At 53.5% G+C, this 13,269-nt stretch carries 12 protein-coding genes; 9 read left to right on the top strand and 3 right to left on the bottom strand.

What is annotated here, in order from left to right; translation table 11 throughout:
- Window positions 1–40: 40 nt before the first annotated feature.
- Window positions 41–1,318 carry an acetyl-CoA hydrolase/transferase family protein gene (locus C5610_RS05385; RefSeq protein WP_105306272.1) on the top strand — a complete coding sequence of 426 codons (1,278 nt, stop codon included), beginning with the start codon at window positions 41–43 and terminating at the stop codon, window positions 1,316–1,318.
- A gap of 6 nt (window positions 1,319–1,324) precedes the next feature.
- Here C5610_RS05385 and C5610_RS05390 read toward each other — a convergent pair whose 3' ends face one another.
- Window positions 1,325–2,173, bottom strand: a complete 849-nt coding sequence (locus C5610_RS05390; protein WP_158682660.1) for a hypothetical protein — start codon at window positions 2,171–2,173, stop codon at window positions 1,325–1,327.
- A 16-nt stretch (window positions 2,174–2,189) separates the two neighbouring features.
- Window positions 2,190–3,062, bottom strand: coding sequence for a hypothetical protein (locus C5610_RS05395; protein ID WP_126819124.1), 873 nt, complete (start codon window positions 3,060–3,062; stop codon window positions 2,190–2,192).
- Window positions 3,063–3,155: 93 nt separating this feature from the next.
- On the opposite strand from C5610_RS05395, the gene C5610_RS05400 reads away from it, so the two are divergent.
- The 5 genes from C5610_RS05400 to C5610_RS05420 all read left to right on the top strand — a co-directional run bounded on the left by C5610_RS05400 (window position 3,156) and on the right by C5610_RS05420 (window position 7,820).
- Window positions 3,156–3,653: a YqiA/YcfP family alpha/beta fold hydrolase gene (locus C5610_RS05400; protein ID WP_105306275.1), complete on the top strand. Its 498-nt coding sequence runs from the start codon at window positions 3,156–3,158 to the stop codon at window positions 3,651–3,653.
- Window positions 3,650–4,069, top strand: coding sequence for an HIT family protein (locus C5610_RS05405; RefSeq protein WP_105306276.1), 420 nt, complete (start codon window positions 3,650–3,652; stop codon window positions 4,067–4,069). The genes C5610_RS05400 and C5610_RS05405 overlap by 4 nt, the downstream gene beginning before the upstream one ends.
- Window positions 4,070–4,147: 78 nt before the next feature.
- Complete coding sequence (locus C5610_RS05410) at window positions 4,148–4,747, top strand: biliverdin-producing heme oxygenase (RefSeq protein WP_105306277.1); 600 nt, start codon at window positions 4,148–4,150, stop codon at window positions 4,745–4,747.
- Window positions 4,720–6,813, top strand: a complete 2,094-nt coding sequence (locus tag C5610_RS05415) for a sensor domain-containing diguanylate cyclase (protein ID WP_105306278.1) — start codon at window positions 4,720–4,722, stop codon at window positions 6,811–6,813. Before C5610_RS05410 ends, C5610_RS05415 begins: the two co-directional genes overlap by 28 nt.
- A gap of 11 nt (window positions 6,814–6,824) precedes the next feature.
- A complete protein-coding gene (locus C5610_RS05420; RefSeq protein ID WP_158682661.1) occupies window positions 6,825–7,820 on the top strand; it encodes a Fic family protein in 996 nt (331 codons plus the stop codon).
- Here the strand turns inward: C5610_RS05420 and C5610_RS05425 are convergent.
- Entirely contained in the window at window positions 7,777–9,141 is a 1,365-nt protein-coding gene (locus C5610_RS05425) for an MBL fold metallo-hydrolase RNA specificity domain-containing protein (protein ID WP_105306280.1), read from the bottom strand. The genes C5610_RS05420 and C5610_RS05425 overlap by 44 nt on opposite strands.
- A 100-nt stretch (window positions 9,142–9,241) precedes the next feature.
- Here C5610_RS05425 and C5610_RS05430 point away from each other — a divergent pair, with 100 nt between their 5' ends.
- From C5610_RS05430 to C5610_RS05440, 3 genes are all read left to right on the top strand, one after another.
- Window positions 9,242–10,885 carry a diacylglycerol kinase family protein gene (locus C5610_RS05430; protein ID WP_105306281.1) on the top strand — a complete coding sequence of 548 codons (1,644 nt, stop codon included), beginning with the start codon at window positions 9,242–9,244 and terminating at the stop codon, window positions 10,883–10,885.
- Window positions 10,886–10,954: 69 nt separating this feature from the next.
- Window positions 10,955–11,296, top strand: a complete 342-nt coding sequence (locus C5610_RS05435) for a hypothetical protein (protein ID WP_126819119.1) — start codon at window positions 10,955–10,957, stop codon at window positions 11,294–11,296.
- A 35-nt stretch (window positions 11,297–11,331) separates the two neighbouring features.
- A complete protein-coding gene (locus C5610_RS05440) occupies window positions 11,332–13,257 on the top strand; it encodes a hypothetical protein (RefSeq protein ID WP_105306283.1) in 1,926 nt (641 codons plus the stop codon).
- Window positions 13,258–13,269: the final 12 nt, after the last annotated feature.

Below are 13,269 nucleotides of genomic sequence, written 5' to 3' on the forward strand. Positions count from 1 at the left end.
GTATGCTTAAGCCAACGTTGTAATCAGACAGGAACACACCATGCAAGTTAATACGCCAGAACAAGCGCTTTCAATTTTAAAGGACAACGACGTTATTTGGTGCCAGTCGATGGCTGCCACACCTTACCGGTTGCTGGAAGGACTTAAATCCGTTGCGCTGAACCGTCGCAATCTGACGGTACTGCAGCTGCATACCGAATTCAGCGAAATGTTGTCTGCCCCTTCGTTGCAGGGGCATTTGCGACAACGCGCCTTTTTCGTTGGCGCTTCAACGCGGCAGGCGGTTAACGACGGTCTGGCGGACTATGTACCCATTTTCCTGTCGGAAATCCCAAAATTATTCCGCTCGGGTGAACAACCGCTAAATGCCGCGATCGTGCAGGTATCGGCACCGGATAAACACGGTAACTGCAGTCTCGGTATTTCGGTAGAGGCCACTCGTGCGGCGTTGCAGGTAGCCGACAAAGTGATTGCCTGGGTTAACCCGAAAATGCCGCGCACGCACGGCGATGCCTTGGTGCCGTTGTCGCGCTTTGATCGTTATTTCGTCGAAGAGGCTGCGTTACCGGAACATCGGCAGCCGCCACAAAGCGAGACCACGCAAAAAATTGGTCAGCAGGTGGCCAGCCTGATTAACGACGGCGACTGCCTGCAGATGGGGATTGGAGCGATTCCGGACGCGACGCTGGCGTGCTTGGGTCACCATAAGGACCTCGGTATCCACACTGAGATGTTCTCTGACGGGGTATTGCCATTGGTGGAGCAGGGCGTCATCAATAATTCCCGGAAGCGCAAACACCCGGGACGGATCGTGACCACGTTTGCGATGGGCTCACAGAAGTTGTACGACTTTGTCGATGACAACCAAGAGGTGTTTTTCCTCGATGTTGAGTACACCAATGACACTTCGGTGATTCGCCAGAACAGTCAGGTGATGTCAATAAACAGCGCCTTACAGGTGGATCTCAGTGGTCAGGTGTGCGCCGATTCCATTGGCACAAAAATCTATTCTGGCGTTGGCGGGCAAATGGATTTCGTCCGTGGCGCGAGTCTGTCTGAGGGTGGTCGCTCGGTCATCGCGCTGCCGTCAACGGCCTGTGGCGGAAAAGTGTCACGCATCAGTTCACTGCTAGCGCCGGGAGCCGGTGTGGTCACCACTCGTGCACACGTGCATTACATCGTCACCGAGTACGGTATCGCAAACTTACGCGCCAGAAGTATGATCGAGCGGGCGCGGTCGCTGATCGCTATTGCTGCGCCGCAGTTTCAAGAGCAACTGGCCCGCGAAGCCTACGATGACTGGGGGCTGAGTATTTAACTCAGCTTATTTCGGGCGGTTTTTACCCAGCCACACATCCAGTGCCTGTTGAAACGCTTCATTGTTTTGCAAATCACTGATGGCGGCATTGAGACTGGCGGCGGCTTGCCGTCCCCAGTCATTGTTACTGCAACCAATGGCGCCTTCGATACTTTGTCCCTGCGACTCCTTAATCGGCAGAAACACCAGTTGCTCCTGGCTGGAACGCTGATGCGTGGTATCGTAATAGCGTTTGATCATTTCGTAATCAATCGTGTAATCAACTCGCTGACTCAGCAGCATGGTCATTAAATTAACCTGTGCATCATCGCCGGTAACAATCCGGTAATGGGACTGGCCGATAAGGTGTTTATCCAGTAACGGCTGCAGTTGACCATAACGTCGCTCGATGGGTTGCGCAAAACGAAAGTCGGTATCTTGCGCCAGTGCTTCGAAGGACACCGGGTTACCGTAGCGGTCAATAATGTGTTTGGCGGCCTTAGTGTGCGCTAAAATGCCGTGCGGTGGATACTTGTGGGTGGTCTCGGTGTAGTTAAATTCGGCGTTGTAACTGGAGCGCTTAATCAGACAAGGAAAGCAGAGATTTTTTTCCCGTTTCATTAACAAGGTGATACGGCGCGCGGGTAAGCGGCGAATATGATGCGATAACTGCGGCAACTGATCCTGCATAACATCAACCAGCACATCACAGATGCCTTCACCCTGATAATCGCCATTAGCGATATGAAAGGGTGGTGCCACGTTGATACCCCAAATGATCTCATGCGGTTTCCCCGGCTCGGGGTGGGTCAGTGCATGAGCCTTATTAGCCAGTGCCAGCATCCCGCATAGCAGTACTGTCGGTATCAGCTTCATAATCACCTCCCGTGACTCAGTCACTGGTTTTTACTCTGGGTCTGTCGCTACCTAACCAGAAATCCAGTCGTTGCTGGAATGTTTCATCGCCGGCAATCGCCGGTAACATCCGGTTAATGGAGTCGATGGCTTTTTTACCCCACTCGTTGCGAGCGCAGCCAATGGCACCAATAATGGGACGCTGTTGATATTCCTTAATAGGAATATAGATCAATTTTTCGGAGTCTGCTTCGTTGTCCAATTGCTCGTAAAAATGAATCATCATTTCATAATCAATGGTGTAGTCGACCCGGTCGGCGGCAATCATTGCCATTAGATTAAACACCGAGTTTTCACCGAACACCGAGCGATGCTGCGGCGTGTCAATTAAGTACTGGTCGAGGATCGGCTGAATATCGCCATACTTTCTGCCGCTGGGTTGCGCAAAACGCAGCTCCGGCTGTTGTGCCAGAGTTTCGAAACTCAGTGGTGAGCCGTAGCGGGCAATGAGTTTTTCCGCCAGTGACTTGCGGGTGATCACCCCATGGGGCGCATACAAATTGACGGTATCACTAAAGTAATAATCGGGATTGTACGATGTGCGTTTAATTAAACAGGGAAAACACAAATTTTGCTCGCGTTTCATCAACCGACGAATGCGAATGTGGGGCAAATAAGCCACTTCAACGGATAATTCCGGTAAATGTCGTTGTACTGATGCCACTAACTCGTCGCAAAAACCGGGCGGCGTGTTAAGCTTGCTTTGCAGGGCCTCAGGAATATGAAACGGCGGTGCTGCATTGACACCAAAACGGATATCGGGTTCATCGGCCGATACAGCGGAGCTGCACAACGCGATAGTCAACGTGGTGACGAGCATGACAGTGCGGCAAAGCGAACTTGGCAACATCGTTATATCCTAATAAGTATGAGTTATTGTTGCTGTCACAAAAATACAACATACCTTTATATAGACAAAATTAATATCGATAAACAACTAACTATGCACGTTATTTTTAATCACGGTAAAGAAAGTGGCCCCTGGGGCACTAAAATCAAAGCGTTGGCAAAAGCGGCGGAAAACCTTGCCTGCAGTGTCGACAGTCTCGACTTTAACGGTGAGATGGATGCTGACAAGCGTGTTATACAACTGCTTGCCGCCATTGACCAATGTCAACAACCACCGCTGCTGGTCGGCTCCAGTATGGGGGGATACGTTGCCACGGTGGCTGCCAGTCAACGCCCCTGCGCGGGTCTGTTTGTGTTGGCACCGGCCTATTACCTCGGCGGCGCCGCAAATTTTGACCAGCTTCAGGTCAGTTGTCCGATGGCAATTGTGCACGGCTGGCAGGATGATATTGTGCCGGTCGCCAACAGCTGGCGCGTTGCTCAACGACTGGCCGCGGACTTGCACGTGGTCAACGATGACCACCGGTTGATCAAAACCCTGGATCATACCGTTGATCTGTTTACCCGCTTTTTAACCAAGGACTTAGCATGAGTGAAGAAACCCAGCCATTTGAATTGCATCCACGTCTGGCGCAGGACAGTATTCATATCACCGACTGGCCGTTATCGCAGGTGCGGGTGATGAACGACCGTCAGTTCCCGTGGTTTTTGCTGATTCCGCGGGTACCGAACGTGACCGAAATCATTGACCTGAATGACGCCGATCAACAACAGTTGTGGCGCGAAAGTGCGTTTTTGAGCCATTGGCTAAAGGCCGAGTATCGTCCGGAAAAACTCAATATTGCCGCCATCGGTAACAAAGTACCGCAATTGCACCTGCATCATATTGGCCGTTTTAGTGATGATCCGGTGTGGCCGGATCCCGTCTGGGGACGGTTGCCGCCGAAACCACTGGCGGAGGAAACAGTAACCCGGCTACAGGAAATCTTTAAAGCATTGAGTTTGTAACAATGACTCGTCATAGTAGCAACAAAGCCAATGCATTAATGCGTTGATCATAATCCGCCGGGAGTGCGTTTAACAGTGATGATGGACACACCTTTACTCACAGCATTGCGGCAGCAAACCGCGAACTTGCATCAGGACGTTGAGCAACTGGCGTTTATGCGCCAACTGCTCAGTGCCGACTTACAGGTTGAGCAGTACTTGCAGGCACTGCAGCGACTGTATCAGTTTGTGGCGGCGGTGGAGCCGAACTTAGTGCATCATTTTGGTGATGAACAGCGCCGTGATTATGCCTATTTTCCGCGTTTGGCCGACATTCGGGAAGACATCACCGAATTGGGCGGACAGGTGCCGACCATAGCTGGTGCGCCCGCACACCATTGTCAGTACCAGGCAATTGGACAGGCCTACGTCATTGAAGGCTCAACCAGCGGCGGCAAATTGCTGGCACAACGGCTGAAAAAGAAACTCGGTCTCACCCATAGCAACGGGCTGAGATATTTTGGTTTTCACCGTCGTGGTACCTGGTCATTGTTTGTGGCCTGGGTTGCTGGTCTTGAATTAACGGCAACACAGCAACAGGCCTGCATCGAGGGAGCAAAGGCATGTTTTCAGTTGTTACTTAGCCCTGTTGACCGTCGAGGAGTTGCCGCGTGGCAGAACAACCTAATGATGACATAAATTGGGAACAGGCTCTGGCCAACTGCGCCAAAGAGCCGATTCACATCCCCGGTGCCGTGCAGTCTCACGGCGCCTTACTGGCGTTTAACAGCGATCTCAGCACACTGCTGGTTGCCAGTGAGAATTGCGATCAGTTTTTACAACAACCGCTGGCGACGCTGTTTGCGGAACCGTTAGCAGAAACCTTGCCGTCGTGTTTTTTAGCCGAACTTGAACGTACCCGGCAACGCCTGGGTTATGGTTATGAAACCGACTCGTTTGAATACACCTTTGCGGCGACGGCGATCGACGCCTTCTGTACCGTTTATCAGCTACGCCAAAGCAACGGTCAGCGGCTGTTGGTGGTCGAAATCGAACCGCTCTACGTTAAGCTCGCCGGCGACTTTACCTCCACCGTACGGCATCAGTTTGACCGGTTACGCCGCTGTAAAACAGAACAGCAGACGCTTGAACAGCTGGTTAGAAGTGCCGCCGAGATCAGCGATTTTGAACGTATCTTAGTGTATCGCTTCGATTCGGAGTGGAACGGTGAAGTGGTCGCTGAGCATTTGCAGGAAGATAATCTCGACAGCTACGTTGGACAGCATTTCCCGGCCAGCGATATTCCCTCACAGGTGCGTGATATGTACCACGTTAATGCGGTACGTAAAATAGCGTCCTCAACCGCGCCGCCGCACCAACTGTTACAGAATCCAGCGCTTGAGCAAGCGCTGGAACCCCTGGATCTCAGTCAGGGGACCCTGCGTGCAGTATCGCCAATGCACGCCGGTTATATGCAGAACATGGGCGTCAGCCGCTCACTGTCGGTGGCTATCTTTGACGAAAACCGTTTATGGGGGCTGCTCTCCTGTCACGGTGTACGACCGGCCCGCACCAATCCCTATCAACGCCACGCACTGCATTCACTGGTGCTGATGGCCAGTCAACGGCTGATGCTACAACGTCAATATCAGGCCATCGCCTTTTTAGATCGAGTTGAGGAAAGCCGCAAAGCGCTGCTTGACCCCGACAAAGATATCATGGCACCGGCACAGCTACTCGCCAGCCAGGGTAAGCACTGGTTAAACTTGTTTCAGGTGGAAACGGTGGTGCTGGCGCACGGTAAGGACGTCAGTCATTGTGGTGACGAATTGGAGCTGTGGCGTGTGTCGCAGTTGGTGGAGTGGTTGCACAAGTACCATTGGGTTACCGGGTTGTTCAGTAGCCGCGATCTGGCCGACAGTGATTGCGCCGAAATTTTCCGTGGTTCGCCGTTTTGCGGGTTGCTGGCGGTGTCGATGCCCTATGAGAAAAAGCTCAACGGTTGGTTGTTAATGCTGCGCCGCGAGGCAGTAGAAGTGAAAAGCTGGGCCGGCCGCCCGGAAAAAACCGAGACCCAGCAATTTCAGGGCAAAACGGTGTTGTCCCCCCGGCGTTCCTTTGCCGGTTGGCAGGAGACCTTAAAAGGACGTTCGCTGGAATGGACCGACGAACAGAAACAGGCGGCCCGCACATTGGCTGAGGATCTGGCTATCGGAGCCTCGGCCTATCAAATCGAAGAATTGAACGAACGCTTGCAACAGGCCAACAAACGCCTCGAACATTTGGTGCACACCGATGCCTTAACGCAACTGTGGAATCGCTACCATATGGAGCAAACCCTGGATACCGAGCTCAGCCGCGCGCAGCGCCATCAGCACGCGCTCAGTGTGATTATTTTTGATATTGATAACTTTAAACAGGTCAATGATACCTATGGCCATGATGTCGGTGACCAGGTGTTAAAGGGCATTGCCAAAGCACTGAAGCCGACCATGCGGGATACCGACGCACTGGGACGTTGGGGCGGTGAAGAGTTCCTGGTGATCGTACCGGAAAGTGATCTCGCGCAAGCCAGGGAACTGGCGGAGCGACTGCGGCAGGTGCTGATGGGGCTGGAATTTGACAAAGCCGGTGTGGTCACGGCAAGCTTTGGTGTAGCTTCTCTGGATGCCGGTGATTCGCGCAGTAAACTGATACGACGAGCGGATCAGGCACTGTACCGGGCCAAAAACCAGGGTCGAAATCGAGTCGCGGCAGAACAATAAAGGAGAACGACGTGAGTTTAGCAAACGCCATGCTGGCGGTTATTCCAGTGTTGGAGAAGCTTGCGTCGGCGTGCGAGAACATCGGTTTTTTGCAGGCGCGTTTTGTGCCGCAAGATGCGGCTGAGATGGCGCGGCAATACCAACAGCAGGCCCAGGCCAGCCTGAGCTTTGATGGTCTTGACCAGGACCATCATGTGCAATCCTTGACCGATCTTTATCAACAGCTCGACGCGCTGCAACTGGACAGCGAAGCAGAATTGAAACGCTGCCACTCGGCACTGCTTGGTGATGCACCTCAGGCGGGTCACTACCGCAGTACCGGGATGGGCTTTTACCGTGATAACCGGCTGGTGCATATGACCGCACCGGCGAATCAGGCCGCTAAACTGCTGCGACAAGTGCTGCAGAGCGTTGCGGAACCGCAGCATCATCCGCTGCTGCATGCGGTTAACGTACTCTACGACTTTGAATTTATTCAGCCGTTTGGCAAAGCCAATGGTGTGCTGGCGCGGTTGTGGTTTAAAGGCCTGCTCAGCGCCTGGCGACCAACGCTGACGGGGCTGCCGCTTGAGCAACGATTGCTGGAAGTGCAGGGCGACTATTACGCAACGTTACGCCAGGCCATTGCGGACAACGACAACAGTGCGTTTATCGCGTTCGTGCTGAACGAAATTTCATACTGCGTCGAAACACGGCTTAATGAAACTCCGTACAGTGATGCACAGCAAGGTTCGGAAAAATCCACCGCCATTTTCTCACAACCCGGCGTGCAAATGGGTTCGGACAAAGCCTCAACACGCGATAAACTGCTGGTACTGCTGGAGCAGCAGCCACAGTGGAGCGCCGCTCGCGCGGCTGCCGTGCTGGGCATTTCGTCACGAGCGGTAGAAAAACATCTGTCGCGGTTAAAGCGTGACGGCCTGTTGGTTCGCGAAGGCTCTGCCCGAGCCGGGCGCTGGGTGGTTACCCGCCGAACAACTCAGCAGCTGTCTCTACCGGAATATTAAACCGCTCCCGGATTTGTGCGGCCAGCGCGCGCTGTGCATGGGGCTCACCGTGGATCAGACGGATCCGTTTTACCGCCGATTGAGCGGACCCAATAAACGCCAGCAGTTCGCCCTGATCGGCGTGAGCAGAATAACCACCGAGGGTGTAGATACCCGCATTAATGGTCACTTTTTCGCCGTCAAGATAGACATAGCCACCGCCCGGGCCGTAGGTCTGAATGTCGTGGCCCGGTGTACCCTGTGCCTGATAGCCGACAAACAACACATCGGTTCTGGGATCGGGCAGTAACGCACGCAGGTAATTACTGATACGGCCACCAGCGCACATACCACTGGCCGCAATGATAATCACCGGCTCGGCGGTTGATGTCAGACGGTTCACCAGCGCCATGTGTTGATCATGATCGCGAACCGTATGGCAATGGCTGAACGACAACGGATGACGGCCCTGTTGCAGGCGTTGTTTGGCTTCGGCATCCCACAGTTCGTGCAACTCCTGATAGACGTCAGTTAATTCAGCGGCCAGCGGCGAGTCCACGACAATCTCAGGAAACTGCTGTTGATGAGATTGCTCAAGTTGATGCCAGATGTCTTCAAACTCATACAGCAGCTCTTGTGTGCGGCCCATACTGAACGCCGGAATCAAGACCGCGCCACGGTCCTCAATGCAACGCTCGATCCGTTGCTTCAGGCGTTGTTGACGGTCGGCACGGGACTCATGCGAACGATCACCATAAGTGCTTTCGAGCAGCAGCAGATCGGCTCGCTCCAGCGGTGTCGGGTCCGGCAACAATGGCGTGCCCTTGCAACCAATATCACCGGAAAACACCACTCGCTGGTCATCGACATCACATTCAACGTAAGCTGAACCCATAATATGACCGGCGTTTTGCAGACGTATCCGACAGCGATCGGACAATTGCCACCACTGTTGATACGCAAGCGGCTGTAATTGCTGTTGCAACCGTTCCAGCACGGCTTCGATGAGCTCGGCATCACGGCTAATACCAACCTGAATCGCATCCGCAAGCACCAACGGCAGTAGCCGCGCGCTTGCTTTAGTGCACAGGATAGGCCCGTTAAAACCCGCCGCCAGCAGATAGGGAAGGCGACCGATATGGTCGAGGTGGCAGTGAGTAATGATGACGGCTTTAATCGAATCAGAAACAAAGCTGACATCGGGTAACGCACCGGGCACAGAACTCTGGTCATGACCTTGAGTAATGCCGCAGTCGATCAAATAGCGCTCGCCGTCACTCACCCGCAGTTCGTGGCACGAACCGGTAACTTGATCAAAGCCGCCATGATGGATAATGTCCATAAAGGTTCCTCGCAAAACGGTCGCTGATAATGTGACACACTCCGGCAATAGCCGGCAACCAACAATGGCAGACATTGTTGTACGACATGGGAGTTGCGCTATGCAGGTCAGTTACATTCCTTTTTACTACCTCGCCGGAGCGCTCACGGCGTTGGTACTGGCACTGTGGCTTCCCGGTTGGCCGTTAACGTTGTTGTTTGGCTGGAGTTTTGTGGCGCTGGCCATGGTGGCATCGGCTTATTGGCTGGATATGGCCTCGCTGTTTCGCAAACGCCAGGGCGGCACCATCCCGCTGGCCATCCGCTGGCTGTTAGTGCCTTTTTTACTCGGTGTTCGCGTTTATAATGCCATTGCCCGTCGTCGTGACGGCTTACCGGGCTGGCACCGCGTCGGCGATAACCTCTACGTCGGACGGCGTTTGTTTGGCAGCGACATCGAACCGCTCAAAAACGAAGGCATTAACGCCATCCTTGATGTGACCGCTGAATTTGATGCGTTAGACTGGTCGTCCGAAAATGCCAATATCGCTTACCTCAACGTTCCTGTGCTGGACCACAAGGCTCCGAGCGAGCAACAGATCCATCAGGCCATGCAGTGGATCCAGCAACAACACCAGCAAGGCCGTAAGGTATTGGTGCACTGCGCGTTGGGACGTGGCCGTTCGGTCTTTATGGTCGCCGCCTATTTGCTGATGCGCAGCCATCATTCTTCGGTGCAGGACGTCCTTGCCAGCATCAAAGATCAGCGCCGCGTTGCGCGCTTAAACAGCGTGCAGCAACAAAAACTGGAAGCCTTCGCCCACGATCATCGGCTATTGCTGGCGAAACGCGCCTGGATCATCGCCAATCCAGTTTCCGGAGGCGGTAAATGGCAACAGCAAAAAGACGCCGTCAAAGCGCTGTTAAGCCCCTATTTTGAGCTGGAAATACTCGAAACTACCGAGACCACCGGCGCCGATGTATTGGCCAAACGCGCGGTCGATGCCAATGCCGAACTGGTTATCGCCTGTGGCGGTGACGGCACACTGACCGAGGTCGCCAGTGTGGTTAAAGACAGCGATACGGTGATGGCCATCATTCCACTGGGCACCGCCAACTCATTAAGTCAGGCACTGTGGGGGATGAGTTCAAAAATCAGCCCGGTGTCAGCCGCCTGCACCACCATCATCGAAGGCCGCAGCCGTGCCATCGATGTCGGCGATGTGAATGGCCGCACCATGCTGTTGTGTGCGGCAATAGGCTTTGAGCAGCAGATGATCGAAAAAGCCGACCGCCAGGCCAAAAACAAACTGGGGCAACTGGCTTATCTGCAAGGGCTGTGGCGGGCATGCAACGAAAACGAAGTGTTGCCGTTACACGTGAGTCTCAACGACGAGCCGGCCGAGGCGTGGCAAACCAGCAGTTTGATTGTGGCAAATGCCGCTCCAATCACCACCTTATTGGCGCAGGGGCAGGGCAGCCCGATGATGGACGACGGTAAACTGGATCTTACCTGGATCGAGCCACAGTCCTCCGGTAACCAACACGTATTCAGCCTGATCGAATTGCTGTATTCCGGACTGACCGAGGAAAACCTGGGCATCAATACCGGCTATACCCAAGCGAATGCGGTGGAGGTAAAACGCCGTGATCAAAAACCATTGAAGTACGTTGTTGATGGTGAGCCTTATCAGGGCGACAGCATGAAAGTGACCTTGCAAAAGCGCGCTCTGAAGATCCTGGTGCCGGAACGCGTTGATTACTAATTGGTCGGTTTTGTGGTAAACTGACGTCTGTTGAGTTTGCTGTTCCAACATTAAGTTAAGGTGTTTACGTTGTTTAAAAAACCTCTTTTCGATATTGTCGGCTGGCGCCAGCAGCCGGCGCTGGCCGAGGTCGACGGCGCTACCGCACGACGCGCTATCGCCATTGCTAAGTTACGCGCGAAAATCTATTTCAAAGGTTCCGTACTGTTGCGTCAAAGTGCGCTGTTAGCCGTTATTTTTGCCGCCATCGTATTGCCGGAGTGGGGCTCGGTGCCGGCACCACTGTTGATCATCCCGGCTTACTTGTTCGCCAGCAAAGCGCTGAATGCCAGTGCATACCGGCAATACGCGTTTCCGTTGCTGCCACAGGCGGTAGACGACGCCTTGAAGTTTCCGCTTAAGGGTGCTTAAGTAGGACACTTTAAGTGAATAACTAACAGGGATGTATGATAAAAATAACAAAAAAGGTCGTTATAACCGTCCTTATTGCCGCGCTATTGCTGGTGGCTCTGTGGTTGTATCTGGACAAGGAGCCGCTGCAGCCAGAAGCTCGGCTCTCAGCCTCAGCGCACGATAAACAGTCGCCGGCAAACGCCCCGGCGGCGCTTGATGACGCAAAGCCGCAAACCAAGCTCAAGGTCGATACTTCCAATTTTGCCCAGTGCCAACAAACGTTTTTCCAATTGCGCCAAGGTCAGCAGCAATGGATTCGTGAGTCGGTCGGTAATTTCTCGGATTATCTCGATGAGGGTTACTCAGTCGACGAAATCACCGTCGCCATTGACGCGTTCAGAAACTCTAACTTCGCCGCCATGTTCCGGGCTAAGCAATTGAGAAAAAACGCCGAAGTGACGAAAATCAATGCGATGCTGGCAGAAAAACTCGAGGAGCATATGCCGGGTGCCGCCGCCAAAGGCTTGAGCGTGCAGCGCAAAGTTCCCAGTGGTCTGCTGGAAGGCTTCGCCGACCTGCCGTTAGCAGAACAACAACAAATTGCCGACAGCGGCGAGATCAGCGTTGATGATGTCGCTTATGTGATCGCCGAGTCTGAGCTCAGTGATGACGATATTATCCTGCTGATTGATGGCCTGCCGGACGCCAGCGCCACCGTCGGCTATGAGTACCTCGAAGAAGCCCTGTCATTGCTGGATTTTGCCGCAATGGCCGGGCGCTCAAAGGTGTTTAACCGTCTGCTGGATGCAGGATTAACGCCCACACACGACGCTTACCTCGGTTCAACCATGGAGTGGGCGCTGAGCGGACTCATGAATTGCTGCGAGAAACACGAGCAACGGGCAGAAATCATCAATCGACTGATTACCCTTGGCGCCCGCGCGCGGTTTTCTGAACAGTCGGCAGAATCTGTGATGGGTCACTTTCCGCGTCGCTTTTATCGATTTGATGAAGATGAGATCGAAAACCTCAGACAGCAGTTTAACGTTAATCTGCTCACCATCAGACCACGCCAAACGCTGACCACGGAAACCCATGGACGTCTTTACCAGGACTTAGTCAGCGAACGGGATGCCTATTTGGAAGAGCAACTCGACATTGCTGATGTGGCCGAAACTCGCTCAGCATGTCAACAGACGGTCGAGGCGATAGTGCAGCAATGGCAACCGCAAAGCCGCTATGACGTGATGGAAGAAGTGGTAGCACGTTACGGAGACTCACCGAGTGCGATCATCGCCGATCTGGCCGACATTTCGCCGTTTGCTGTGGACTTGTACCGCCAGATTCATCAGAACAATGCGCAGCGGATGAAAAGAACAGAAGTGATTAATGAGGTCATACAGCCTTTGGTTGATGGTGACATTGAAAGGGTGCTGACGCACCTGCAGCAACAATCACTGACGGACGCCGAACGGTGGTATCTGGTTGGCCAAATCATGTTAGCCGATGTCGCGTACTATCAACAGTTACAGCAAACCGACTTGCTGCCGCAGCCACTGCAACATCATCAGCTTAAACGATTCGATATGAATCTCGACACGATAAAAACGCTGAATGACGTGGGCTACGATATTGCGGCCACGGACAATCGCGGCAAAACCCTGTTGTATTATGCCGTTAATGAAAAAGACCTGCAGCTAACCACATGGTTGCTGGATCAGGGGGTGCCGTACAAAGGCGACGAACAAGGGGCTGACCCCATGCTGCTGGCATTGCGTCACGCCGGCAGCGACTATGAATTCGAGCGCATCAATCAGATGATCGACGCGCTGATGGCAACAAACCCGGAGATTACCCGCTTTCATCAAAGCCGAATGGCGGTGATAAAGCTGCGGTTTCCGGAACGTTATCAGCAGCTGATTGAACAATACCCGTCACTGGCAATCAGCGAACAGACTCCGTTACCCAAGGTTCAGTAATCAATCAATAGG

This window comes from Idiomarina sp. OT37-5b, assembly GCF_002968395.1.
In the GTDB taxonomy this organism is placed as follows: Bacteria; Pseudomonadota; Gammaproteobacteria; order Enterobacterales; family Alteromonadaceae; genus Idiomarina; species Idiomarina aquatica.